At 52.5% G+C, this 23879-nt stretch carries 22 protein-coding genes, 2 tRNA genes and 2 other RNA genes; 12 read left to right on the forward strand and 14 right to left on the reverse strand.

Going from position 1 to position 23879, the window contains the following annotated elements; translation table 11 throughout:
* Positions 1 to 33: 33 nt before the first annotated feature.
* On the forward strand, positions 34 to 885 hold the full coding sequence (locus tag KTJ90_RS08780) for an aldo/keto reductase (protein ID WP_140033348.1): 852 nt from the start codon (positions 34 to 36) through the stop codon (positions 883 to 885).
* On the opposite strand, the gene KTJ90_RS08785 is transcribed toward KTJ90_RS08780, so the two are convergent.
* A complete protein-coding gene (locus KTJ90_RS08785) occupies positions 882 to 1781 on the reverse strand; it encodes a D-hexose-6-phosphate mutarotase (RefSeq protein ID WP_499026329.1) in 900 nt (299 codons plus the stop codon). The two genes, KTJ90_RS08780 and KTJ90_RS08785, sit on opposite strands and share 4 nt — an antisense overlap.
* 73 nt (positions 1782 to 1854) lie before the next feature.
* The gene (gene gapA, locus KTJ90_RS08790; RefSeq protein ID WP_003852747.1) at positions 1855 to 2853 is read right to left on the reverse strand and encodes a glyceraldehyde-3-phosphate dehydrogenase; all 999 of its coding nucleotides are present in this window, start codon (positions 2851 to 2853) and stop codon (positions 1855 to 1857) included.
* 341 nt (positions 2854 to 3194) lie between these two features.
* On the opposite strand from gapA, the gene msrB reads away from it, so the two are divergent.
* Both msrB and KTJ90_RS08800 read left to right on the forward strand, forming a co-directional pair.
* Positions 3195 to 3605: a peptide-methionine (R)-S-oxide reductase MsrB gene (gene msrB / locus KTJ90_RS08795; RefSeq protein WP_003852748.1), complete on the forward strand. Its 411-nt coding sequence runs from the start codon at positions 3195 to 3197 to the stop codon at positions 3603 to 3605.
* A 5-nt stretch (positions 3606 to 3610) separates the two neighbouring features.
* Complete coding sequence (locus tag KTJ90_RS08800) at positions 3611 to 3892, forward strand: YeaC family protein (protein WP_003852750.1); 282 nt, start codon at positions 3611 to 3613, stop codon at positions 3890 to 3892.
* 39 nt (positions 3893 to 3931) lie between these two features.
* Here KTJ90_RS08800 and pncA read toward each other — a convergent pair whose 3' ends face one another.
* The 3 genes from pncA to sppA form a co-directional block, all read right to left on the reverse strand.
* The gene (gene pncA / locus KTJ90_RS08805) at positions 3932 to 4540 is read right to left on the reverse strand and encodes a bifunctional nicotinamidase/pyrazinamidase (RefSeq protein WP_003852752.1); all 609 of its coding nucleotides are present in this window, start codon (positions 4538 to 4540) and stop codon (positions 3932 to 3934) included.
* A gap of 16 nt (positions 4541 to 4556) precedes the next feature.
* Entirely contained in the window at positions 4557 to 5570 is a 1014-nt protein-coding gene (gene ansA / locus KTJ90_RS08810; protein WP_008925303.1) for an asparaginase, read from the reverse strand.
* Positions 5571 to 5655: 85 nt separating this feature from the next.
* Positions 5656 to 7518, reverse strand: coding sequence for a signal peptide peptidase SppA (sppA, locus tag KTJ90_RS08815; RefSeq protein ID WP_003852755.1), 1863 nt, complete (start codon positions 7516 to 7518; stop codon positions 5656 to 5658).
* A 173-nt stretch (positions 7519 to 7691) separates the two neighbouring features.
* On the opposite strand from sppA, the gene KTJ90_RS08820 reads away from it, so the two are divergent.
* From KTJ90_RS08820 to KTJ90_RS08830, 3 genes are all read left to right on the forward strand, one after another.
* Positions 7692 to 8243, forward strand: a complete 552-nt coding sequence (locus KTJ90_RS08820; protein ID WP_008925301.1) for an NAD(P)H nitroreductase — start codon at positions 7692 to 7694, stop codon at positions 8241 to 8243.
* Positions 8244 to 8434: 191 nt separating this feature from the next.
* Entirely contained in the window at positions 8435 to 10351 is a 1917-nt protein-coding gene (locus KTJ90_RS08825; RefSeq protein WP_499026333.1) for a DNA topoisomerase III, read from the forward strand.
* Positions 10348 to 10659, forward strand: a complete 312-nt coding sequence (locus KTJ90_RS08830; protein ID WP_003852760.1) for a YnjH family protein — start codon at positions 10348 to 10350, stop codon at positions 10657 to 10659. Before KTJ90_RS08825 ends, KTJ90_RS08830 begins: the two co-directional genes overlap by 4 nt.
* A 33-nt stretch (positions 10660 to 10692) precedes the next feature.
* On the opposite strand, the gene xthA is transcribed toward KTJ90_RS08830, so the two are convergent.
* From xthA to KTJ90_RS08865, 7 genes are all read right to left on the reverse strand, one after another.
* Positions 10693 to 11499: an exodeoxyribonuclease III gene (xthA, locus tag KTJ90_RS08835; protein ID WP_033762790.1), complete on the reverse strand. Its 807-nt coding sequence runs from the start codon at positions 11497 to 11499 to the stop codon at positions 10693 to 10695.
* Between the two features lie 222 nt (positions 11500 to 11721).
* A non-coding RNA gene (locus KTJ90_RS08840) (RtT sRNA) lies at positions 11722 to 11849 on the reverse strand.
* Between the two features lie 41 nt (positions 11850 to 11890).
* Positions 11891 to 12018, reverse strand: a non-coding RNA gene (locus KTJ90_RS08845) — RtT sRNA.
* Between the two features lie 41 nt (positions 12019 to 12059).
* Positions 12060 to 12144, reverse strand: a tRNA-Tyr gene (locus tag KTJ90_RS08850).
* A 40-nt stretch (positions 12145 to 12184) separates the two neighbouring features.
* Positions 12185 to 12269, reverse strand: a tRNA-Tyr gene (locus KTJ90_RS08855).
* Positions 12270 to 12413: 144 nt separating this feature from the next.
* Entirely contained in the window at positions 12414 to 13262 is an 849-nt protein-coding gene (gene purU, locus KTJ90_RS08860) for a formyltetrahydrofolate deformylase (RefSeq protein WP_003852258.1), read from the reverse strand.
* A 55-nt stretch (positions 13263 to 13317) separates the two neighbouring features.
* Positions 13318 to 13773, reverse strand: a complete 456-nt coding sequence (locus KTJ90_RS08865) for a YchJ family protein (RefSeq protein ID WP_283544046.1) — start codon at positions 13771 to 13773, stop codon at positions 13318 to 13320.
* 96 nt (positions 13774 to 13869) lie between these two features.
* Here KTJ90_RS08865 and rssA point away from each other — a divergent pair, with 96 nt between their 5' ends.
* The 5 genes from rssA to KTJ90_RS08890 all read left to right on the forward strand — a co-directional run bounded on the left by rssA (position 13870) and on the right by KTJ90_RS08890 (position 19378).
* Positions 13870 to 14775 (forward strand): patatin-like phospholipase RssA, encoded by a 906-nt coding sequence (rssA, locus tag KTJ90_RS08870; RefSeq protein WP_003852252.1) that lies wholly within the window; start codon positions 13870 to 13872, stop codon positions 14773 to 14775.
* 99 nt (positions 14776 to 14874) lie between these two features.
* Positions 14875 to 15891 (forward strand): two-component system response regulator RssB, encoded by a 1017-nt coding sequence (gene rssB, locus KTJ90_RS08875; RefSeq protein WP_003852251.1) that lies wholly within the window; start codon positions 14875 to 14877, stop codon positions 15889 to 15891.
* Between the two features lie 193 nt (positions 15892 to 16084).
* Complete coding sequence (galU, locus tag KTJ90_RS08880) at positions 16085 to 16993, forward strand: UTP--glucose-1-phosphate uridylyltransferase GalU (protein ID WP_008925296.1); 909 nt, start codon at positions 16085 to 16087, stop codon at positions 16991 to 16993.
* 22 nt (positions 16994 to 17015) lie between these two features.
* Complete coding sequence (locus tag KTJ90_RS08885) at positions 17016 to 18356, forward strand: UDP-glucose dehydrogenase family protein (RefSeq protein WP_003852248.1); 1341 nt, start codon at positions 17016 to 17018, stop codon at positions 18354 to 18356.
* Positions 18357 to 18370: 14 nt separating this feature from the next.
* Positions 18371 to 19378 (forward strand): NAD-dependent epimerase, encoded by a 1008-nt coding sequence (locus KTJ90_RS08890; protein ID WP_003852243.1) that lies wholly within the window; start codon positions 18371 to 18373, stop codon positions 19376 to 19378.
* 71 nt (positions 19379 to 19449) lie between these two features.
* On the opposite strand, the gene hns is transcribed toward KTJ90_RS08890, so the two are convergent.
* Positions 19450 to 19866: a histone-like nucleoid-structuring protein H-NS gene (gene hns / locus KTJ90_RS08895; protein ID WP_003852241.1), complete on the reverse strand. Its 417-nt coding sequence runs from the start codon at positions 19864 to 19866 to the stop codon at positions 19450 to 19452.
* 410 nt (positions 19867 to 20276) lie between these two features.
* Here hns and tdk point away from each other — a divergent pair, with 410 nt between their 5' ends.
* Positions 20277 to 20897: a thymidine kinase gene (tdk, locus tag KTJ90_RS08900; RefSeq protein ID WP_003852240.1), complete on the forward strand. Its 621-nt coding sequence runs from the start codon at positions 20277 to 20279 to the stop codon at positions 20895 to 20897.
* 67 nt (positions 20898 to 20964) lie between these two features.
* On the opposite strand, the gene adhE is transcribed toward tdk, so the two are convergent.
* The gene (adhE, locus tag KTJ90_RS08905) at positions 20965 to 23652 is read right to left on the reverse strand and encodes a bifunctional acetaldehyde-CoA/alcohol dehydrogenase (RefSeq protein ID WP_499026340.1); all 2688 of its coding nucleotides are present in this window, start codon (positions 23650 to 23652) and stop codon (positions 20965 to 20967) included.
* Between the last annotated feature and the right edge of the window lie 227 nt (positions 23653 to 23879).

Raw genomic sequence — 23879 nt, forward strand, 5'->3', positions numbered from 1 at the left:
TTACAGGGCCCCGAAAGGGGGCGGGAGAGCAGAATGCGCAACACGATTAACTTTGCTGACTTCAGTAATCTGCCGGTCATTGGCCAGGGCACCTGGTACATGGGCGAGAATCCGGCGCAGCGTTCCGCTGAAATCGCTGCACTGCAGGCAGGTCTTGAATGTGGTTTGCAATTGATTGATACCGCCGAAATGTACGCCGACGGCGGAGCCGAAGAGGTGGTCGGGCAGGCCATGCTGGGGCGTCGCGACAAGGCGCTGCTGGTATCAAAAGTCTATCCGTGGAATGCAGGCGAAGTGGATGCTATTGAAGCCTGTGAGCGCAGCCTGCGCCGTCTGCAGACCGATTATCTTGACCTTTACCTGTTGCACTGGCGCGGTAATGTTCCACTGGAAGAGACCCTGCGCGCCATGGAACGCCTGCAGCAGCAGGGCAAGATCCGTCACTGGGGCGTCTCGAATTTTGACACAGATGACATGGCAGAACTTTGGGATGAACCGGAAGGAAGTCAGTGTACGACCAATCAGGTGCTCTATCATCTGGCGTCACGCGGTATTGAATTTGATCTGCTGCCGGCATGTCAGCAGCGTGAGATGCCGATAATGGCCTACTGTCCGCTGGCACAGGCAGGACGGCTGCGTGACTCACTCTTTACCGACCCGGTACTGACGCAGATTGCACAACAGAAGGGCATCAGCGTCGCGCAGCTTCTGCTGGCCTGGGTCATTCGTCAGCCTGAGGTGATTGCCATTCCCAAAGCCAGCTCAGTCGTTCACGTGCAGGAAAATGCTGCGGCACTGGAGGTCGTCCTGACCGATGAAGAGTTGCAGCTCATCGATCGTGCCTGGCCAGCACCACAGCATAAGTTACCGCTGGATATCGTTTAGCCGCTGACCTTGTCGCCCGCTGCGGCTTTCTTCTTCAGGCGGAAAGTCGTGGCCAGGCGTGCTGGCTTCTCACCTGCGCTGCGTAACGGTTTACTGATGCGCGCCGTCTCCACGCAGACCATGGTTTTATAACCCTCATTCGCCATGTCCGACATGCTGCAGGAGAGTTCCACACCTGGATTCCACGTGACAACGTCACTGTGGTGATGGTGATAAACCTCAATCTGCCGTTGATCCGCCGTATCATTGATCACCGAGCAATCTTCTGCGGCGGTAAAGATACGGTCAATGCGTCCCGGATAACGTTGCTTGCCGTCGCTGCTGCCAGCCTCGCCGTTATTCACCTTGTCGATAAAACTATTGCCCAGACCGGAAACCTCAACGCCGTTGATGTCGCTGACGGTAAAGTAGCTGTGCAGCGCTGCTGTCGCTTCGAAGTCACCGTAGGCTTCAAGTTCGATCTCACAATGCTGGCCCAGGCGGAAGCGGGCAATCAGGGTAAACTCATGCGGCCAGAGCTTCAGCGTCTGTGCATTGCTCTCCAGCACCAGTGTCAGCATCACGCCATCTTCATTCTCATCATGCGCAGTCAGCTTCCACAGCTGAATCCGGGCAAAACCGTGTGCCGGTTCGCCTGCCGGGCCGAACCACGGCCAGCAGATGGGGACACCGCCACGAATTGCTTTGCCTGGTGAGAAGAGACTCTTATCGCTCAGCCAGAGCACCGGCTTCTCACCGCTTGGCTGCCAGGCGATCAGGTGCGCGCCCTGCAGGGTGATCGCAGCCCGAACCTTAGGGTGACTGATGACAATCGCCGGGAGTTCACCTACCTGACGCTGGGTGAGGTAAGGGGAAATCTGATTAACCACCGGCAGAGTAAACAGCTTATCTTGCATGTTCGATTCCTTCCTGTACGGATAAAAAAAGGGCGACCGAAGTCGCCCTTATTCTCAATGCTGTCTGGCTGCCTTATTTAGCAGAAACCAGTGCAATCAGGTCGAGAACTTTGTTTGAGTAGCCAGTTTCGTTGTCGTACCAGGAAACCAGTTTCACAAAGTTGTCGTTCAGCGCGATACCGGCTTTAGCGTCAAACACTGAAGTCAGGATTTCGCCGTTGAAGTCGGTAGAAACCACGTCATCTTCAACATAGCCCAGAACGTCTTTCATCTCGCCTTCTGCAGCTGCTTTGATTGCAGCACAGATTTCTTTGTAAGACGCCGCTTTTTCCAGACGCACGGTCAGGTCAACAACGGAAACGTTAGGGGTAGGTACGCGGAATGCCATACCGGTCAATTTGCCGTTCAGCTCTGGCAGAACTTTACCAACGGCTTTCGCTGCGCCAGTTGATGAAGGGATGATGTTCTGCGATGCGCCGCGGCCGCCGCGCCAGTCTTTGTGAGATGGACCATCAACGGTTTTCTGGGTTGCAGTGGTCGCGTGAACAGTGGTCATCAGACCTTCAACGATGCCGAACTTGTCGTTGATCACTTTGGCCAGTGGTGCCAGGCAGTTGGTGGTACAGGAAGCGTTAGAAACGATATCCTGGCCATCATATTTGTCGAAGTTTGCACCACGAACAAACATTGGGGTGTCATCTTTAGATGGACCGGTCAGAACGACTTTCTTAGCACCCGCGGTGATGTGTTTACGTGCGGTTTCGTCGGTCAGGAAGATACCGGTTGCTTCAGCAACAACGTCAACGCCCACTTCATCCCACTTCAGGTTCGCTGGATCACGTTCAGCAGTAACACGGATTTTTTTACCGTTAACCACCAGTGCGCCATCCTGAACTTCTACGGTGCCGTCGAAACGACCGTGAGTAGAGTCATACTTCAGCATGTACGCCATGTAATCCGCGTCCAGCAGGTCGTTGATAGCAACGATTTCGATGTCAGAACGCTTTTGAGCAGCACGGAAAACGATGCGACCGATACGGCCGAAACCATTGATACCTACTTTGATAGTCATATATTCCACCAGCTATTGGTTAGTGAATAAAAGTTGCCTGTAAAATTACAAAAACCTTACCAGGCGTCAAGCGGAATCGTGTCAATTGTTGCGACAGGTCAATTCGCCTGAAAGGAATTATTCGATGCGCAACCGCTTGCGCGCCGCTCATCATATAGCGCTTCGTCGATTCAATCGCCGAATATATAGGGATGCCCGAAACAAAAGGTGATCGAAGTCACAAATCCGCTTAGCAGCAGACGGGCTGAAAGGGTGAGCACAAAAAAAGACCCGGGTTATGTTGATCATTTGTTAGAATAATAGTCGAATTTTTCAGAATGGCACTTCCCCGGAATCCTAAAATGGCTAAAGACACCGCAACCGACGCAAAAATCGCCGAGCTGACAGAGATGCAGCGTTATGTGACACAGCAGCGCGGAACGGAACCGCCTTACAGCGGCGCACTGCTCCACAACAAGCAGGAAGGGATCTACCACTGCCTGGTCTGTGAGGCGCCACTCTTTCTCTCTGAGACCAAATATGATTCTGGCTGTGGCTGGCCCAGTTTTTATCAGCCAGTGAGTGATGATGCGATTCGTTACATCGAAGATAACTCACATGGCATGCAGCGTGTTGAGATCCGCTGTGGCAGTTGTGATGCGCATCTGGGGCACGTCTTCCCCGATGGCCCGCAACCGACTGGCGAACGCTACTGTGTTAACTCCGCCTCATTGAATTTTACCGACGAGCAGGGCGAACAGACCAAAGGGTAACGGCAATGAAGGAACAACTTGAAGCAATGCTTGCGTCAATGACACCTGAAGTTTATCAGCGGCTGGCGACGGCGGTTGAGATTGGTAAGTGGCCGGATGGTGTGGCGCTGACTCAGGAGCAGCGTGACAACTGCCTGCAACTGGTAATGATGTGGCAGGCAAGGCACAACGACGCGCCACAGCATATGACCATCGGTAAAGGTGGCGAGATGGTGATGAAGTCGAAAAAAGAACTGAAAGAGGAGTTCGGCATCGACCCGGATGTAACACGGATTCATCTGCACTAATCTGCACGAAATAGAGCTGGCGTCGAGCCAGCTCTATCTTTAAATCAAAATAGCGCCCTGAGCGGTCATCTGTGCGAAGGCGATCTCACTGTCCTCTGGATTCAGATTCACTCCGCGGCAACCCTCTTTGACCACCTCAACGTGATACCCCAGCTCCAGCGCATCCAGTACGCTATATTTCACGCAGTAGTCCGTCGCCAGCCCCAGCATCACCAGATGGGTAATGCCACGCTCACGCAGCCAGCTGTCCAGTTCGGTTTTACGGCGATGACCGTTGTCAAAAAAGGCGCTGTAGCTGTCGACATCATGATCTTCGCCTTTGTGGAATGTCGCATCAAACAGCGAGCGATCCAGACCGGGATGAAAATCTGCGCCCGCTGAGCCCTGAATACCGTGATCGGGCCACCAGATCTGCGCCAGACCATTTAATTCGCCCAGGGTGTAAACCGGTTCGCCTGAGATCGAGGCAAAACTGCCGTGATCGGCCGGGTGCCAGTCCTGCAGGGCCAGAACGCACTCACCGTTTTCACGGAACATGCGTGCGTAACGATTTGCCACCTCGACAGTGTGATCACCCTCATGAACGGCCATTGGGCCGCCTGGGCAAAAATCGTTCTGGATATCAATAATGATGAGTGCCCGCTTCATTATTTGTCGCTCCGTTTCAGTCTTCAGTCAGTTCACCGCGCAGATTCTGCTGCATTCTTGCACGAATTTGATCGGCCGACAGATCCTGGCTGAGTAAAAAGTGTAATTTGGTCAATGCTGCTTCTACAGTGAGGTCGAATCCGCTGATTACGCCAGCATGTTCCAGTGCATTGCCGGTAGCGTATCCGCCCATATTCACTTTGCCAGAAATACACTGAGTGAGGTTCACCACCACGATGCCGCGCTCGCTGGCCTGCTGCAGTTCAGCAAGGAATTCTTTGTTTTGCGGTGCGTTACCCACGCCGTAAGAACGCAGGATCAACGCTTTCACCGGCTGACGCAGGAAGTTGCGCACAACGTCTGCTGAAATCCCAGGATAGATGGTGACCACACCAATAGGCTGAGGCGTAATCGTGTGGACCCTGAGCTCGCCCTGACCGGACGGGGCGGGTGGCGTATTGAGGCGGCGAATATGAATGCCCGCTTCCAGCAGCGCAGAAAGGTTTGGCGAAGCAAAGGCATTAAAGCCGTCAGCGTGGGCCTTGGTCGTACGGTTGCCGCGATAAAGGGTGTTATTAAAAAACAGTGATACTTCGCTGATCGGATAGTTAGCCGCGACATAAAGCGAATTTAACAGATTTTGCTGGCCATCTGAGCGCAGCTCAGCCAGTGGAATCTGTGACCCGGTGACAATCACCGGCTTAGCCAGATTCTCCAGCATAAAAGAGAGGGCTGAAGCGGTAAACGCCATGGTGTCCGTGCCATGCAAAATCACAAAACCATCGTATCGATCGTAGTTTTGGCGAATATCTTCGGCAATAGACTGCCAGTCTTCCGGTGTCATATCGGAAGAGTCGATCAGCGGCTGATATTCGTGAATAGTGAAATCAGGCATCTCAGGGCGGTGGAACTCGGGCATGTTTGCCAGCTGCTGCTGCAGGTGTCCGGAGACCGGAATATAGCCCTGCGCCGAGCGTTGCATACCGATTGTCCCGCCAGTGTAGGCTACATAGATATTTTTCTTTTGCATCAGAGAACTCAGACTCGCCATAAAACGCGCAGTATAAGGGGAATAGCGGGGAAAAGCAGCCCGACCAGCGGCCGGGCTGAGAGGTTTATCGCACTTCGCCGCAGTTCAGGCAGAAGGCGTAACGGTTCTGAGGATCGTTTTGCTTGTCAAACAGACCCGGCTGGGCTTTCATGGCACTCATCACATCCAGCATCGGCGCTGGCAGCCAGGCTTTCAGCGTATCCGGCAATACTGCCTGCACAGACGCGTTCATCTGGCTCAGCATCATATCCAGGAAGCTCGGGTCATCCTGATACCAGCTCAGCATAGGTTTATCGACTTTCGCCAGCTCGCCTGCTTTCTTCACGGCATCATCAAAGTCACCCAGCGCATCAACCAGACCATTGGCTTTTGCATCGCTGCCGGTCCAGACGTGGCCCTGGGCAATGGCATCAATCTGCTCTGGTGTTTTGTGACGCGACTTCGCCACCAGACCCACAAAGTTGCGGTAGCCATTTTCGATGGTCAGCTGCATCATCTGCTGAACTTCGGCTGGCAACGCTTTGGTGGTAGAGATATCCGCCAGCGGGGAGGTCGCGACACCATCTGTGTGTACGCCAATGCTGTCCAGACTGTTCTCCAGCGTATTGATCACGCCAAAGATACCAATCGAGCCGGTTAGCGTGCTCGGGTTCGCCACGATGTAGCTGGCGGGTGTTGAGATCCAGTAACCACCGGATGCCGCCATACCGCCCATTGAAACCACGATCGGCTTGCCCGCGGCCTGAGCCGCTGCCAGCTCTTCACGAATGGCTTCAGAAGCCGTGACGCTGCCGCCCGGGCTGTTTACCCGCAGAATGATCGCTTTGATTTTCGGATCAAGACGCGCATCGCGAATCTGAGCTGCCGTGGTGTCGCCACCGACGTTGCCCGGCGTCTCTTCGCCATCCATGATGGCTCCGCTGGCCATGACGACGGCGATGTTGCCATCCTGCTGAGAGCCAGCCGGTTTCACGCTGTAGTCATAAATGCTGACGCTGCGATAATCATTGCTCTGCTTATCCAGACCAAAGGTCTTTATCAGTTCTTCATCCGCTGCTGCACGGGAACCCAGCGTATCAACCAGCTTATTGTCCAGTGCATATTGCGCGGTATCGCCTTTCACCGCGTTCAATCCGGCAATGATTGCCGCTGCGCCCGGGAAGAGTTGCTCAGGCGTAATCTGACGATTGGCCGCCACGGTGTTCAGGTAATTCTGCCACAGCTGACCGACCCAGCGGCTGTCAGCATCCCGTGCAGCAGGGGACATATCGTCACGCAGGAACGGTTCTACCGCGGATTTATAAGTCCCGACACGGAAAACGTGTGAGGTGACTTTCAGCTTATCCAGCAGCGTTTTGTAGTAAAGCCCGTTGGTGGCGAAACCATGCAGATCCACGCTGCCCTGCGGCGACAGATAGATTTTAGTGGCGTAGCTGGCAAGGTAGTACTGCGCCTGGCTGTAGCTGTCGCCCAGTGCATAAATCGGCTTACCGCTGTCACGGAATTCCCGTAATGCTTTTCCGACATATTGCAGCGAAGGCTGATCACCGCCGGCAAATTCGCGTAAATCCAGCACGATGCCTTTAATGTTGCTGTCGCCTTTTGCCTGGCGAATCGCGTCGACCACATCAAACAGCGAATTTTCCTGTAAACGGTCACTGCTGGCACCCAGCAGCTGGCGGCCGATTTTACTCAGACGATTGCTCACTGAGGGTTTATCCACCAGTACGCCGCTGAGATCGACTTTCAGTGCGCCTTGCTGAACCGGCGCTGAACTGCCGCCTGATCCGCTGACCTGCAGCCAGATCCCTGCACACACCACAATCAACAAAATCAGGAAAATATTCAGAATAAATTCCCTGATAAAATTCAATACCCGCCAGCTCCAGCGGAACAGACCTGCAATTATTCGCCACAATGTGCGCATCAGACTCTCCATAAATATGTAGCAGGAAGTGGCCGCCGCGCGGACCAGACTTCCCCGACGAGCTCATCCTAAAGAGCGGCGTGTTAAAAGTCAGCAGGAAATCACTGTGCACTGTTACAAAAAATCTGCCTGTGCCAGGATAACGGCCACATTACAGAGATCGGGAGAGAAACATGGACGCACTTGAATTACTGGTCAACCGACGTTCGGCCTCACGCCTGACCGAGCCGGCACCGGCAGGTGACGCGCTGGAAAACATTCTGCGGGCTGGCATGCGCGCACCGGATCATGGGACGCTGCAGCCCTGGCGTTTTATTATTGTAGAAAATGAGGGACGCGACCGGATGAGCCAGCTGCTGGAGAAAGCAGCCCGCGATAATCAGCTGGATGAAAAGGCGATTAACAAAGCGAGCCAGGCACCGTTTCGCGCGCCGATGATCATCACGGTAGTGGCGCATTGTGAAGAGCACCATAAAGTGCCGCGCTGGGAACAGATCGCCTCGGCAAGCTGTGCCGTGATGGCGATGCAGATGGCGGCCGTGGCCCAGGGCTTCAACGGTATCTGGCGCAGTGGAGCCTGGACCGATGACGAGCAGGTACGCCAGGCCTTTGGCTGCCGCGAGCAGGATGCTATCGTCGGCTTTCTCTATCTGGGCACCCCGCAACTGAAATCCAGCACTACTGTGCTCCCGCCAGACACTGCGCCTTTCGTCCGTTACTTCTGATTGTCTGCGGGTTCGGGCAGGGTGCTCTTCAGCCCTGCCTTTTGCACGGTTCCTGTGCGAACGATCGCTAACACCGCGTATCACGCTTACGCCAGAAGAGCAGCCAGGCTAACATAGCCCGCGAGATGCAAACCGACAGCGAACAACCGGTTATCAACGTGTTCCCCTGATGTTAAGGATTACCTGATTCAATGCGTTTGTTTATTGCGGAAAAACCGAGCCTTGGGCGTGCTATCGCGGATGTATTACCGAAACCGCATCGACGCGGTGATGGCTTCATTGCCTGCGGCAACGATCAGATCGTCACCTGGTGCGTAGGCCATCTTCTGGAGCAGGCACAACCCGACAGTTATGACAGCCGTTATGCGCGCTGGTCGCTGGTCGATCTGCCGATCATTCCGGAAAAGTGGCAGCTTAAACCTCGTCCCTCGGTCGCGAAGCAGCTGAAAGTGGTTGAGGGATTGCTGGCGCAGGCGAGCGAAGTGGTGCATGCCGGTGACCCGGATCGGGAAGGGCAGTTGCTGGTGGATGAGGTACTCGATTACCTGAATCTGCCACCAGAAAAACGTAAAAACGTGCAGCGCTGCCTGATCAACGATCTCAATCCTCAGGCGGTGGACCGGGCGGTAAACCGCCTGCGTGAGAATCGCGAGTTTATCCCGTTATGCGTTTCCGCGCTGGCCCGCGCGCGTGCTGACTGGCTCTACGGTATTAACATGACCCGTGCCTGGACACTTCTCGGGCGTAATGCGGGCTATGACGGTGTGCTGTCGGTTGGCCGCGTACAGACGCCGGTGCTGGGGCTGGTCGTCCGGCGCGATGAAGAGATCGAAAACTTCGTGCCGAAAGATTACTTCGAAGTGAAGGCCCATATTATCACGCCTGATGGCACTCAGTTTATCGCCAGCTGGATCCCCAGCGAAGCCTGTGAGCCGTGGCAGGATGAAGAGGGCCGTCTGCTCAAGCGTGCGCTGGCCGATCATGTGGTGGCGCGCATTACCGGCCAGCCTGCAACCGTCACCGCTTACAGTGATAAGCGTGAAAATGAGGTGGCTCCGCTGCCATTCTCCCTCTCCAGCCTGCAAATTGAAGCGGCTAAACGCTACGGGCTGAGTGCGCAGACGGTGCTGGATACCTGCCAGCGGCTCTATGAAACGCATAAACTGATTACCTATCCCCGCTCAGACAGCCGCTACCTGCCGGAAGAGCATTTTGCCGGTAGACATGCGGTATTAAAGGCGATACAAGCCCATCAGTCGCAGCTGATCCCGCCCGGAGACTTCGATGCCGATCGCAGAAACCGCTGCTGGGACGATAAAAAAGTGGATGCCCACCACGCCATTATCCCCACGGCGCGTTCCAGCGCGGTTAAGCTCAGTGAAAACGAGCAGAATATTTATGAGCTGGTGGCGCGCCAGTATCTGATGCAGTTCTGCCCCGATTCCGTGTTCCGCAAATGCGTCATCGACCTTGATATTGCGGGCGGAAAATTCGTGGCGAAAGCGCGTTTTCTTGCAGAAGCAGGCTGGCGCGCGCTGCTGGGCAGTAAAGAGCGGGATGAAGAGAATGATGGTATGCCGCTGCCGGTGGTGGCAAAAGGGGATGAGCTTCTGTGCGAGCGGGGCGAGGTGCTGGCGAAGCAGACTCAGCCGCCTCGACCGTTTACCGATGCCACCATTCTTTCTGCAATGACCGGCATCGCCCGTTTCGTTCAGGATAAAGAATTAAAGAAAGTGCTGCGTGCGACCGATGGTTTAGGAACGGAAGCCACACGCGCCGGCATTATCGAATTACTGTTTCGTCGTGGCTTCCTGGTGAAGAAGGGCCGTTACATCAATTCCACGGATGCCGGACGCGCCCTGATTCACTCTCTGCCCGATCTGGCAGCGCGCCCGGATATGACGGCGCAGTGGGAATCGACACTGACGCGTATCAGCGAAAAGGCCTGCCGCTATGATGAGTTTATGCAGCCGCTGGTGCAGACCTTAACCGGCCTTATCCAGCAGGCGCGGCAGCAGCCTGCGGCGCATGCATTTCGGGGATTACCGTCCACCGGACAGAAACGTCCGGTGCGCAAAACCAGGCGTAAAGTGAAGGAGACGGAATGAGGCATTATTCGGTATTTCTGGTCGTGGCTCTGACGCTGGTGACCAGCGCAGTGCAGGCCAACAGTCGTTATCAGTCGATGCCACAACAGGGCAGCAACGGTGTGAACACAGATGTGGTGGTGGATATGCCGCCGGAAGCCTGGACGCAGTCAGAGAGACGCCAGCAGGACTGTCTCCGCTGCTGTATTTTTGAGAACCGCAACTACACAGAAGGCGCGGTAGTGAAATCTGAGGGTGTGCTGCTGCAGTGCGCGCGTGATGAACAGTCTCTTGGCACCAACAACCTGATCTGGAAGATCGTCAAATAGCCGTCGCGTGGCGCTCTGCCACGCGACCGTCAGTTAAAAGCGGAAGGTTGACCAGATGGGTGCATGGTCAGAAGGTTTCTCCATGCTCCGGATAGCATAATCAATGCCGGTCTCGACGCAGTGTGACGCCAGGTTTTTACTTGCCAGCACCAGATCAATACGTAACCCGCGATTATCATCAAACCCTTTCGAACGGTAATCGAACCATGAGAAACGGTCCGCAACTTCCGGATTGTGCTCACGCCAGGTATCAACCAGTCCCCAGCTCAGCAGGCGATCCATCCATTCGCGCTCTTCCGGCAGGAATGAGCATTTGCCGGTGCGCAGCCAGCGCTTACGGTTATCCTCACCAATACCAATATCCAAATCGGTGCTGCTGATATTCATGTCACCCATAATCAGAACCGGCTTATCAGCAGGCAGATCGTCGGTCAGCAGACGTTGCAGATCGCGGTAGAATTTCTCTTTAGCCGGAAATTTTGTAGGATGGTCACGACTTTCTCCCTGTGGAAAATAGCCATTAATCACGGTGATATCGCCAATCGGGCTGGGGATTTCCGCGACGATCAGACGGCGCTGGGATTCTTCGTCATCATCCGGAAATCCCCGACTGACCGACACGGGCTGAGCTTTGGTGAGCAATGCCACGCCATAATGGCCTTTCTGTCCATGATAGAAGACGTGATAACCGAGCTTTGACACCTCTTCCAGCGGGAACATGTCATCATGAACTTTGGTTTCCTGCAGACCGATCACATCGGGCTGATGCTGTTCGACAAGCGCCTGAAGCTGGTGCGGGCGGGCGCGCAACCCATTGATGTTAAATGAAACAAATTTCATGAGATCGACCATTGTTCAGCAAGTGATAGCCGGAGATGGTAACGATTTTTATGCATAAAGTCATGGCAGAACAGGGGAAGATTGGTCGAAAGCGGGTAAGGAATTATCGGGTAGCGCAGAAGCGCGATGCTGCACACGAACCTTAATCGAATGTTCTCATCCCTCTCCCCGCAGAACAGGAAGCTTGGGTAGTTTTTTGGGATTCGTGTGCGATTTGCAGAATGGTGGTGGGAGAAGGATTATTCGGCGCGTTGCGCCTCACCCTGCGGGCCGCGCTGAAGCGCGTTGTCTCGCAATGCTCGACACGAACCTTAATCGAAGGTTCTCATCCCTCTCCCCGCAGAAAAGGAAGCTTGGGTAGTTTTTTGGGATTCGTGTGCGATATGCAGGATGGTGGTGGGAGAAGGATTATTCGGCGCGTTGCGCCTCACCCTGCGGGCCGCGCTGAAGCGCGTTGTCTCGCGATGCTCGACACGAACCTTAATCGAAGGTTCTCATCCCTCTCCCCGCAGAACAGGAAGCTTGGGTAGTTTTTTGGGATTCATATGCGATTTGCAGAATGGTGGTGGGAGAAGGATTCGAACCTTCGAAGTCTGTGACGGCAGATTTACAGTCTGCTCCCTTTGGCCGCTCGGGAATCCCACCAGGGATATATTGACGTGGCTTAAGATGTTTCAGATTCAGATGGTGGTGGGAGAAGGATTCGAACCTTCGAAGTCTGTGACGGCAGATTTACAGTCTGCTCCCTTTGGCCGCTCGGGAATCCCACCATGGCCTGAATCTTTCTCTCTTAAAGCGGGGCGCATCATACCAAATGCGATAAAGGTGTAAAGCGCCCACTGGCAAAACAACATCTGTTTGCCCACTTTTTACGCGTAGCGCTGAATCTGCAGACAATTCAGCACGCTGGCTGATTAAAGAATAATCGTGCGATTGCCATAAACGAAGACGCGCTGCCCCAGAACTTTGTAGAGTGCGTTGCTCAGAACATTCTTTTCTACGTCGCGACCGGCGCGCATCATCTCATCAGCGGTGTAGCTGTGATCGACGTTGATCACATCCTGCATGATGATGGGGCCTTCATCGAGATTGTCATTCACATAGTGCGCGGTGGCACCGATGATCTTCACGCCACGCTCATAAGCCTGGTGATAAGGGCGGGCACCGATAAAGGCGGGCAGGAACGAGTGGTGAATATTGATGATCTGGTTCGGATAACGCTGCACAAAAGCAGGCGTCAGGACACGCATATATTTTGCCAGCACCACGTAGTCGGGCTGATAGCGATCAATCTCTTCCACCATGCGGTTATCGTGCTCTTCCCGCGTCAGACCCTCATGACTCACCAGCACAAAGGGAATATCGAAACGCTCAACCAGCGAACGCAGCGTATCGTGATTACCGACGACTGCCGCGATCTCCATATCCAGGCCGCCAAAGGCGCTCTTCATTAACAGGTCGCCCAGGCAGTGCGCTTCTTTGGTGACCAGAATCACTACGCGACGACGACCGGCGCTGTGCAGTTCACGCACTGAACCCTGTGGCAGAGCGCTGTCGAGATCGGCGAGCAGGGTGTTGTCGTTGAAAATCCCTTCCAGCTCGGTGCGCATGAAAAAACGCCCGGTGCGATGATCAACAAACTCATTGTTCTGCACGATATTGAGTTCGTGCTTGTAACAAATATTGGTGATTTTGGCGATCAGACCTTTTGCATCGGGACAAATGGTTCGTAAAACTTTTCTTTGCATGGTTTGCGCTTGCATCTCAATCAGAGTCCTGTCAAAGCATTAGGGGTAAACCGCTGGGGCAGCCATCAGCTTAACCACAACATTTTTTGTATTTTTTGCCACTGCCACATGGGCAGGGATCGTTACGCCCCACGGGCGGTGCTGTACCGTCAACATAGTACCAGCGTTGATCCTCGCGAAGAAAGCGTGAACACTCATGAATGGCATGAATGTTGTCGTTCTCGCGGTATCGCGCAAAAAAGGTGACGAAAGCTTCGTCCTCATGGCTTCCATGATTACAACGGGTTACATTCAGGCTAAGCCAAACGGTACCCGGGAAACTTTCAGATAAAAGCCCTGACAGGCCGGGATGGCGTTTATCAGGATGCCAGGTCGCAACCAGATACTCCGCATTATGCTGAACATAAGCGCAATAACGGGATCGCATAAGTTGTTCAGCTGTAAAAGGAATTTGGTTGCCCTGCAGAAAGGGCTCGCAACATACGCTATACTGCTCTCCGCTACAACATGGGCAGGTTTCTGACACATTATCTCCAGAGAATGATGAGTCGATTTCACAGGCGCGCTATGTTAGCTGACCCCACGTTGTGACGCTACGTATTGACGGCAGGACCAGATACAAATGAGAAAAGTAAAAATTGGATTGGCTCTGGGGTCTGGAGCGGCCAAAGGATGGGCACACATTGGTGTGATCAACGCCCTGGAGCGCGCTGGCATTGAGATTGACGTTGTTGCAGGTTGCTCAGTCGGCGCACTGGTTGGGTCTGCCTATGTGAATAATCGTTTGCCGTTGATGCAGAAATGGGTCAGTGCATTCCGCTACTGGGATGTTATTCGTCTGATGGATGTCTCGTGGCAGCGTGGCGGACTTTTACGCGGCGAGCGGGTTTTCAACCATGTTCGTCAGCTTATCCCTAACGATGCGATTGAGCAGTGCCATAAACCTTTTGGCGTGGTGGCGACCAACCTCAGTACCGGTCGCGAACTCTGGCTCACTGAGGGCGATTTACATCAGGCCGTGCGTGCATCCTGTAGTATGCCAGGTTTATTACCACCAGTGGGCTACAATGGGTATTGGCTGGTAGATGGTGCCGTGGTCAATCCGGTGCCAGTCTCACTGACGCGTGCCCTGGGCGCAGACATTGTTATTGCCGTTGATTTACAGCATGACGCGCATTTAATGCAACAGGATCTCTTTTCCGTTACGCCTCAGAACAGCGAAGAAGAAGCCGCAGCAGCGGCATTGAGTTGGGGTGGGAAACTGCGACAGCGCCTGGTGAATTTCACCCAGCGCCGTGCATCTCAGTCGCCTGGCGCGATGGAGATTATGTCCACCTCAATCCAGGTGCTGGAGAATCGCCTGAAGATGAACCGTATGGCAGGCGATCCACCCGACGTTTTAATACAGCCGGTCTGTCCGCAAATTTCGACGCTGGACTTTCATCGTGCTGAAGAGGCTATCGAGGCAGGCAGGGCGGCCGTAGAGAAGAAAATGGATGAACTATTACCACTGGTCCGTGGCAGATAATGAAGTTGTTCATTCAAAGCGGTGACTTCGGGCAATTCTGAAAGGCGCAACTGCGTTTTATGAACCACTATTGAAATATCTGGTACGCAGGGGGAAAGAATGGAAAAACCACTACTCGGCAAAAAGATACTCATTGTCGAAGATGAGGCTGTTTTCCGTTCGTTGCTGGACCAATTTTTGTTATCGATGGGTGCTGTGACGTTACAAGCGGAAGACGGTCTGGAAGCAATTACACAACTACAACAGCATACTGTCGACCTGATTATCTGCGATCTGGAAATGCCTCGCATGAGCGGCATCCAGTTTGTTGAGCATATTCGCACCCGTGGCAATGTGGTGCCGATTTTAATCATTTCGGCCACTGAAAACATGTCTGATATCGCTCACGTACTGCGTCTTGGGGTGCAGGATGTGCTGCTGAAACCGCTGAAAAACTTTGAACGCTTCCGTGAAGCGGTCTATGAGTGTCTCTATCCCTCTATGTTCACCTCGAAAGTGGAAGAGGATGAGCAACTGTTCCAGGACTGGGATGCGCTGGTTCGCGATCCCAAAGCGGCTGCCAAGCTGCTTAAGCAACTCCAGCCTCCGGTACAACAGACGATTGCCAACTGTCGGGTTAACTACCGCCAGCTGACAATGGCTGAGCAGCCCGGACTGGTGCTTGATATCGCGGCGCTCTCCGATAAAGATCTGGCATTTTACTGTCTGGACGTCACGCGCGCCGGTGACAATGGCGTGCTGGCGGCGTTGCTGTTGCGGGCTCTGTTCAATGGTCTGTTACAGGAGCAGCTGACCGGACAAAAACAGCGCCTGCCAGAGCTTAATGGATTGCTCAGACAGGTTAATCTGTTACTCCGTCAGGCAAATCTCAGCGGTCAGTTCCCGTTGCTGGTTGGTTACTATCACCGCGGTTTAAAAAACTTGATCCTGGTTTCCGCCGGATTAAACGCCACACTTCATGTTCATACCCATCAGATTCAGCTCAGCAATGGCGTCCCTCTTGGCACTATGGGCAGCACCCATCTGAACCAAATCAGTCAGCGTGCTGATAACTGGCAATGCCATGTGTGGGGCGCGGGCGGGCGCATCCGGCTGATGCTGTCGACCGAAGAATAAGGGCTAAAAAACGAAAGATTCTGGTGCTGAGGACAGGGCCAGAGTTTAGCTTTACAGTTGGGTAATAGTCTTAATTTCGACGGTTTCATGCCTTCCAGGATAAATCCGTTCGATACTAGCTGATATACTCATTTCCGAATTTAAACCGACATATCAAGTATTAACTTGAACGGCCTATGAGAGAGGTATCTTAATGTCTGCCAATAATACCAAAGTAAAAAAAGCGGTAATCCCGGTAGCGGGTTTGGGCACGCGTATGCTCCCGGCTACCAAAGCGATTCCAAAAGAGATGTTACCGCTGGTTGATAAGCCGTTAATCCAGTATGTCGTTAACGAGTGTATCGCTGCTGGCATCAATGAAATTGTGCTGGTAACGCATTCATCAAAAAATGCCATCGAAAACCACTTTGATACCAGCTTCGAACTGGAATCCATGCTGGAAAAACGTGTTAAGCGTCAGCTGCTGGACGAAATCCAGTCAATCTGCCCGCCACACGTTACCATCATGCAGGTTCGTCAGGGCATTGCCAAAGGTCTGGGTCACGCAGTGATGTGTGCACACCCACTGATCGGTGATGAGCCATTTGCCGTTATCCTGCCAGACGTCATCATCGACGAATACGAATCCAACCCAACCAAAGATAACCTTGCAGAAATGCTGAGCCGTTATGAAGAGTCTGGCCGCAGCCAGATCATGGTTGAGCCGGTTGCCGATGTGACCGCTTATGGTGTTGTTGATTGCCAGGGCGCAGAACTGAACCCAGGCGACAGCGCGCCGATGGTCGGTGTGGTTGAGAAGCCTAAAGCGTCAGAATCACCTTCTAACCTGGCTGTAGTCGGTCGTTATGTTCTCTCTTCAGAGATCTGGCCACTGCTGGCGAAAACCCCTCCAGGTGCAGGCGGTGAAGTTCAGCTCACTGACTCCATTGCCATGCTGATGGAAAAAGAGACTGTCGAAGCTTACCACCTGAAAGGCGTGAGCCATGACTGCGGTAACAAGCTGGGCTACATGCAGGCTTTCGTTGAGTACGGTGTTCGTCATCCGGTATTGGGCAAAGATTTTTCTGAATGGCTCGATGGCGCAGTTGGCAACAAAAAGTAATTCATAAACACAGGATAACTCGATGAAAGTCACTGTATTTGGTATCGGCTATGTCGGTCTGGTTCAGGCTGCGGTGTTAGCCGAAGTCGGACATGACGTTCTCTGCATTGATGTCGACGAAAACAAAGTCGAAAATCTGAAAAAAGGCATCATTCCTATTTTCGAACCAGGTTTAACGCCGCTGGTAATGTCCAATTACGAAGCGGGTCGTCTGAAGTTCAGCACTGATGCTGAGCTGGGCGTAAACCATGGTGTTATGCAGTTTATTGCAGTCGGTACTCCACCGGATGAAGACGGCTCTGCCGATCTGAAATATGTGACCGCCGTAGCGCGCACCATTGCGCAGCATATGAACGATCACAAAGTGGTTATCGACAAATCAACCGTTCCGGTTGGCACAGCAGACAAAGTTCGTGCGGTAATGACGGAAGCGCTGAAAGCGCGTGATGCCAACATCACATTTGATGTGGTTTCAAACCCTGAATTCCTGAAAGAGGGTGCTGCAGTTAATGACTGCATGCGTCCGGAGCGTATCGTTGTCGGTACTGACAACGACGACGTGGTAGAGCTGTTACGTGAGCTTTATGAGCCGTTTAACCGTAACCACGATCGCATGATCATGATGGATATCCGCAGCGCAGAGCTGACTAAGTATGCCGCTAACTGCATGCTGGCAACCAAAATCAGCTTTATGAACGAGATGTCTAACCTGGCTGAACGTTTAGGTGCGGATATTGAAAAAGTACGCCAGGGCATCGGTTCAGATCCCCGCATTGGCTACCACTTTATCTACCCTGGCTGTGGCTACGGCGGCTCCTGCTTCCCGAAAGATGTGCAGGCGTTGATCCGTACCGCGGAGTCTATTGGCTATCAGCCACGTCTGTTACAGGCCGTGGAAGATGTGAATGACAACCAGAAAAATAAACTGCCTACCTTCATTAAGCGTCATTTTGGCGACGATCTGAAAGGTAAAACGTTTGCACTCTGGGGTCTGTCATTCAAGCCTAATACGGACGACATGCGTGAAGCCTCAAGCCGTGTGCTGATGGAAACGCTGTGGGAAGCGGGCGCTTCTGTTCAGGCGTTTGACCCTGAAGCAATGGACGAAGCGCAGCGTATCTATGGTCACCGCAGCGATCTGAAGCTGATGGGGACCAAAGAAGCAGCCCTGCAGGGTGCAGACGGTCTGGTCATCTGTACGGAGTGGCAAAACTTCCGTGCGCCTGACTTCGACATTATCAAAAATGCGCTGAAAGAAGCCGTGATTTTTGATGGTCGTAACCTGTATGATCCAGAGCGTATCAGCAAACGCGGTTTCGTTTATTATGCAATCGGCCGCGGAGCGTCTATTCAAACTGCATAATTAACGAGGGATTTATGAACTTTCTGGTCACCGGCGCCGCAGGCTTTATTGGTTTTCATGTTAGTCAGCGTCTGCTGGCCGCCGGTCACCAGGTTGTCGGTATCGACAACCTGAATGATTATTATGACGTAAATCTCAAGCATGCCCGTCTCAATTTAATTAAAGCCAACCCAGGTTTTACCTTTATTGAGATGGACCTGGCGGACCGTGATGCAATGGCATCACTGTTCGGCCAGAACAGGTTCCAGCGCGTTATTCACCTTGGCGCTCAGGCTGGTGTCAGGTATTCCATCGAAAACCCTCATGCTTACGCAGACGCTAATCTGATCGGTCACCTCAATATCCTTGAAGGCTGCCGTCATCATAAAATTGAACATCTGCTCTATGCTTCATCCAGTTCAGTTTATGGTCTGAACCGCAAGATGCCGTTCTCAACGGAAGACAGCGTTGATCATCCGGTATCATTATATGCGGCGACCAAAAAAGCCAATGAGCTCATGTCGCATACTTACTCGCATCTTTATCAGTTGCCGACAACCGGATTGCGCTTCTTTACCGTCTATGGGCCGTGGGGCCGCCCGGATATGGCATTATTCAAATTCACGCGCGCAATGATTGCCGGTGAAGCGATAGATGTTTATAACCAGGGCCAGATGAAACGCGACTTTACCTATATTGACGATATTGCTGAAGCGATTGTTCGTCTGCAGGATGTTATACCTCAGAAGGATGATCACTGGACCGTTGAAACCGGTTCACCCGCAACCAGTTCAGCCCCATATCGTGTTTATAACATTGGTAATAGTCAGCCTGTTACGTTGATGAGCTATATCGAAGCGATTGAGAAAGCACTGGGTATTACTGCGAATAAAAATCTGATGCCGATGCAACCCGGTGATGTACTGGAAACCAGTGCGGATACAAGCGCGTTGTTTGAGGCCATTGGTTTTAAACCGCAGACCGGTGTTGAAGAGGGCGTTAAAAAATTCGTTGACTGGTATCGGGATTTTTACAGCGTCTGATTTAAAGAAAAAAGGAAGCGTCTGCTTCCTTTTTTTTGCGCATCAGGCTGATACTAATGTCGCGGCACTGTTTACTGTTTCAGTAAAAAATCGTCCAGCGTTTTACCCTGTTCTTCCAGTGCTATTTTGATCACCGCAGGTGTACGTCCCTGACCGGTCCATGTTCTGGACTCACCTTTTTCATCGGTATAAGCATATTTAGCCGGGCGCACTGAGCGTTTAGCTTTTGCCGCAGTTCGGGGAGTCGCGGCCTGGGCGTTAATCAGTTCATTCGGGTCGATTCCATCGGCCAGCAACATTTCACGATACTGATTAAGTTTACGCGTGCGTTCTTCATTTTCTGCCTGAAAATGCGACTCTTCTTCGCGGCGTTCTTTTACCACCACGTCCAGTTTTTCCAGCATCTCTTCCAGTGTTTCTACGGAATACTCTCTGGCCTGGGCGCGCAGCGTACGGATATTATTAAGAACTTTTAGTGCTTCGCTCATTGTCCTGGTCTCTGAATAAGGGGAAAGTTGTGTTGCCCGCTAATAGTAGTGGTGACGTTAAATAACTTCAATCATAAAAAAAATGATCACGGCTAATAACGCTGGAAATTAAAATAACCTGAGGGGGAATAATTCATAATTATGCCGAATGAAAAATATTTTCGCTTAGTGTGATATGAAATAAATTTAATGTATTTAAGGCAGTAACAAAAATGTCATTGCTTGCATTGCAGTTAAAATAAGCAAAACTTATTCTCTTTCCTGACGCACCTGACGGTCGTCATAAACTGCCTGTTTAACGGTAAGCGGGCGGGCATTACGCTCTATTCCTCCATCGGCGTCAACGTATTCCCTGCGCTTTGTGTTAATATGCGCGCCATTCTGTTCAGTCCCGATGAAGATACGTTCCTATGGCCCAACTCTATTTCTATTACTCTGCCATGAATGCAGGGAAATCAACTGCACTGCTGCAATCTTCCTATAACTATCAGGAGCGCGGCATGCGTTCACTGGTCTACACCGCTGAGATCGATAATCGCTTTGGTGCCGGGCAGGTGAGTTCCCGCATCGGACTTTCGTCTCCCGCTGTGCTCTACAATGCAGAGACTGCACTTTACAGTGAAATTGCTGCTGAACATGCTGTGCAGCCTATTCACTGCGTGTTAGTTGATGAGAGTCAGTTCCTGACCCGGGAACAGGTCAAAGCGCTCTCTGATGTCGTGGACGATCTGGACATCCCTGTGCTCTGTTATGGCTTGCGAACTGATTTCCGGGGTGAACTGTTTGTGGGCAGTCAGTATCTGCTGGCATGGGCTGATAAGCTGGTTGAGCTTAAAACTATCTGTCACTGCGGCCGCAAGGCCAGCATGGTGCTGCGACTGGATAGTGAAGGTAAACCGTTCAGTGAAGGTGAGCAGGTCGTGATTGGCGGTAACGAAAGTTATATCTCCGTCTGTCGTAAGCACTATAAACAGGCGATAGAGCAGGGCTCGTTACAGGCGATTCATGGTGCACAGACTCCGCTGCCGTAACCCTCTTTTCAGGTAATAAAAAACCCGCCGTGGCGGGTTTTCTTATCACAGTGTCAGCGGGTCATTATCAGACCTTTTTCGCCTTCTTATCAGCCTTGATTCCTTTAACCGGCTGCTGAGCAACCGCCTGAGCGACGCTTGAGAACGGTTCAACAAATTCACGACCATAGAAAGTGTCGAGCATAATCTGTTTCAGCTCAGCAATCAGCGGATAACGTGGGTTAGCACCGGTACACTGGTCATCAAAGGCATCATCGGCCAGTTTGTCGACTTTTGCCAGGAAGTCCGCTTCCTGCACACCCGCTTCACGGATGGAGGTCGGGATACCCAGTTCAGTTTTAATCTCATCCAGCCATGCCAGTAACTTCTCGATTTTTTGCGCAGTGCGGTCGCCCGGCGCGCTCAAACCTAAATGGTCCGCAATTTCAGCGTAGCGACGACGGGCCTGCGGACGATCATACTGGCTGAAAGCGGTCTGTTTAGTCGGGTTGTCATTGGCGTTGTAGCGAATAACGTTCGAGATTAACAGCGCATTAGCCAGGCCGTGAGGGATATGGAATTCTGAACCCAGTTTGTGCGCCATTGAGTGACAGACCCCAAGGAAGGCGTTGGCGAACGCAATGCCGGCGATAGTAGCAGCGTTGTGGACACGTTCACGCGCAACCGGATTTTTCGCGCCTTCAGCATAACTGGCTGGCAGATTCTCTTTTAACAGTTTCAGTGCCTGCAGTGCCTGCCCATCAGAGTACTCATTTGCCAGCACAGAAACGTAGGCTTCCAGCGAGTGGGTCACTGCATCCAGACCACCAAAGGCGCAGAGTGAACGCGGCATATCCATCACCAGGTTAGCATCGACAATCGCCATATCCGGGGTCAATGCATAGTCAGCGAGTGGATATTTCTGACCTGTCGCGTCATCGGTCACCACGGCGAACGGTGTGACTTCTGAACCGGTCCCGGAGGTCGTGGTGATGGCCACCATCCGTGCTTTTACGCCCATTTTCGGGAATTTGTAGATACGTTTACGGATATCCATGAAACGTAACGCCAGCTCTTCGAAGTGGGTTTCCGGATGTTCGTACATCACCCACATGATTTTCGCGGCATCCATCGGGGAACCACCACCCAGTGCGATGATGACATCAGGCTTGAAGCTGTTCATCTGCTCGGCACCTTTACGCACGATGCTCAGCGTCGGGTCAGCTTCAACTTCGAAGAAGACTTCGGTTTCGATGCCGTGTGATTTCAGCACGCGGGTGACCTGGTCGGCATAGCCGTTGTTGAACAGGAAACGGTCAGTGACAATAAAGGCACGTTTCGCGCCATCCGTTGCCACTTCTTCCAGCGCAATAGGCAGTGAACCCCGACGGAAGTAGATGGATTTAGGAAGTTTATGCCACAACATATTCTCAGCTCGCTTGGCGACAGTTTTGGTATTAATCAGGTGTTTTGGACCGACGTTTTCTGAAATAGAGTTACCGCCCCATGAACCACAACCCAGCGTCAGAGAGGGGGCCAGTTTAAAGTTGTAGAGGTCACCGATACCGCCCTGTGAAGCCGGCGTGTTGATCAGAATACGCGCAGTTTTCATTTTGTCGCCGAAGTAGTGCACGCGCTCAGTCTGGTTGTCCTGGTCGGTATAAAGGCAGGAGGTGTGACCGATACCGCCCATCGCGACCAGTTTCTCCGCTTTATTAACCGCATCCTGGAAATCTTTCGCCCGATACATCGCCAGCGTTGGGGAGAGTTTTTCATGGGCAAAAGGTTCAGATTCATCCACGAGTTTCACTTCACCAATCAAAATTTTCGTGTCTGCTGGTACGGTTAGCCCGGCCATCTCCGCAATTTTAAATGCCGGTTGACCCACGATGGCCGCATTGAGGCCGCCGTTTTTAAGGATGATATTCTGAACTGCACTCAGCTCGGCGCCCTGCAGCATGTAACCACCATGGCTGGCAAAACGTTCACGCACTGCGTCATAGACCGAATCAACCACGATTACCGATTGTTCTGAGGCGCAGATCACGCCGTTATCAAACGTTTTCGACATCAGAATTGACGCAACGGCACGTTTCACATCGGCGGTTTCATCAATCACCACCGGCGTATTACCGGCACCCACACCAATTGCCGGTTTGCCGGAGCTGTAAGCCGCTTTCACCATTCCCGGTCCACCAGTGGCGAGAATCAGGTTGATATCGGGGTGATGCATCAGCTGGTTTGACAGCTCAACAGATGGGGCGTCGATCCAGCCGATAATGTCTTTAGGCGCACCGGCGGCAATCGCGGCCTGCAGGACGATATCTGCCGCTTTATTCGTCGCGTCTTTGGCACGTGGATGTGGCGAGAAAATGATACCGTTACGGGTTTTGAGGCTGATTAAGGCTTTGAAAATGGCGGTTGAAGTTGGATTAGTAGTCGGGACGATACCGCAAATCAGGCCAATCGGCTCGGCGATGGTGATGGTGCCGAAAGTATCGTCGGTGGCTAACACACCGCAGGTCTTTTCATCTTTATAGGCGTTGTAGATATATTCTGAAGCAAAATGGTTTTTAATGACTTTGTCTTCGACGATGCCCATACCGGATTCGGCAACAGCCATCTTAGCAAGGGGGATGCGGGCATCTGCGGCAGCGAGGGCGGCGGCACGAAATATGGCGTCGACCTGTTCCTGAGAAAAATTGGCATATTCACGCTGGGCTTTTTTTACACGTTCAACCAGTGCATTGAGTTCAGCGACATTGGTTACGGCCATGGTGTTCTCCTGAAGGAAGTTAAACTTTTTTAGTAAACAATCCTGCGCCCTGAGTATAGCCATGCTCAAAAAATGCGCTGTATCAGGATGTAATGACAGGATTTTCAACTGCTTACTGAATAAGTCTTGCGTTGTCTGTGAAGACGTTTTCATTGATGCCGCTAATACTTCCGTTGTGAAAATATTACCTGGTTTGGGGTAGGTCAATTTTGATGCAGATCAATTTA

It is taken from the genome of Pantoea jilinensis, from assembly GCF_019104105.1.
GTDB classification, from domain to species: Bacteria; Pseudomonadota; Gammaproteobacteria; order Enterobacterales; family Enterobacteriaceae; genus Pantoea; species Pantoea eucalypti.

Coding starts and splice junctions, on each gene's coding strand:
- msrB (WP_003852748.1), top strand. CDS start 3,195: ATGGCTAAAGACACCGCAACCGACGCAAAAATCGCCGAGCTGACAGAG.
- galU (WP_008925296.1), top strand. CDS start 16,085: ATGTCTGCCAATAATACCAAAGTAAAAAAAGCGGTAATCCCGGTAGCG.
- KTJ90_RS08890 (WP_003852243.1), top strand. CDS start 18,371: ATGAACTTTCTGGTCACCGGCGCCGCAGGCTTTATTGGTTTTCATGTT.
- pncA (WP_003852752.1), bottom strand. CDS start 4,540: ATGAAGCGGGCACTCATCATTATTGATATCCAGAACGATTTTTGCCCA.
- rssB (WP_003852251.1), top strand. CDS start 14,875: ATGGAAAAACCACTACTCGGCAAAAAGATACTCATTGTCGAAGATGAG.
- gapA (WP_003852747.1), bottom strand. CDS start 2,853: ATGACTATCAAAGTAGGTATCAATGGTTTCGGCCGTATCGGTCGCATC.
- KTJ90_RS08785 (WP_499026329.1), bottom strand. CDS start 1,781: ATGCAAGATAAGCTGTTTACTCTGCCGGTGGTTAATCAGATTTCCCCT.
- tdk (WP_003852240.1), top strand. CDS start 20,277: ATGGCCCAACTCTATTTCTATTACTCTGCCATGAATGCAGGGAAATCA.
- KTJ90_RS08830 (WP_003852760.1), top strand. CDS start 10,348: ATGAGGCATTATTCGGTATTTCTGGTCGTGGCTCTGACGCTGGTGACC.
- ansA (WP_008925303.1), bottom strand. CDS start 5,570: ATGCAAAAGAAAAATATCTATGTAGCCTACACTGGCGGGACAATCGGT.
- rssA (WP_003852252.1), top strand. CDS start 13,870: ATGAGAAAAGTAAAAATTGGATTGGCTCTGGGGTCTGGAGCGGCCAAA.
- KTJ90_RS08825 (WP_499026333.1), top strand. CDS start 8,435: ATGCGTTTGTTTATTGCGGAAAAACCGAGCCTTGGGCGTGCTATCGCG.
- KTJ90_RS08780 (WP_140033348.1), top strand. CDS start 34: ATGCGCAACACGATTAACTTTGCTGACTTCAGTAATCTGCCGGTCATT.
- xthA (WP_033762790.1), bottom strand. CDS start 11,499: ATGAAATTTGTTTCATTTAACATCAATGGGTTGCGCGCCCGCCCGCAC.
- hns (WP_003852241.1), bottom strand. CDS start 19,866: ATGAGCGAAGCACTAAAAGTTCTTAATAATATCCGTACGCTGCGCGCC.
- sppA (WP_003852755.1), bottom strand. CDS start 7,518: ATGCGCACATTGTGGCGAATAATTGCAGGTCTGTTCCGCTGGAGCTGG.
- KTJ90_RS08800 (WP_003852750.1), top strand. CDS start 3,611: ATGAAGGAACAACTTGAAGCAATGCTTGCGTCAATGACACCTGAAGTT.
- KTJ90_RS08820 (WP_008925301.1), top strand. CDS start 7,692: ATGGACGCACTTGAATTACTGGTCAACCGACGTTCGGCCTCACGCCTG.
- KTJ90_RS08885 (WP_003852248.1), top strand. CDS start 17,016: ATGAAAGTCACTGTATTTGGTATCGGCTATGTCGGTCTGGTTCAGGCT.
- adhE (WP_499026340.1), bottom strand. CDS start 23,652: ATGGCCGTAACCAATGTCGCTGAACTCAATGCACTGGTTGAACGTGTA.
- purU (WP_003852258.1), bottom strand. CDS start 13,262: ATGCAAGCGCAAACCATGCAAAGAAAAGTTTTACGAACCATTTGTCCC.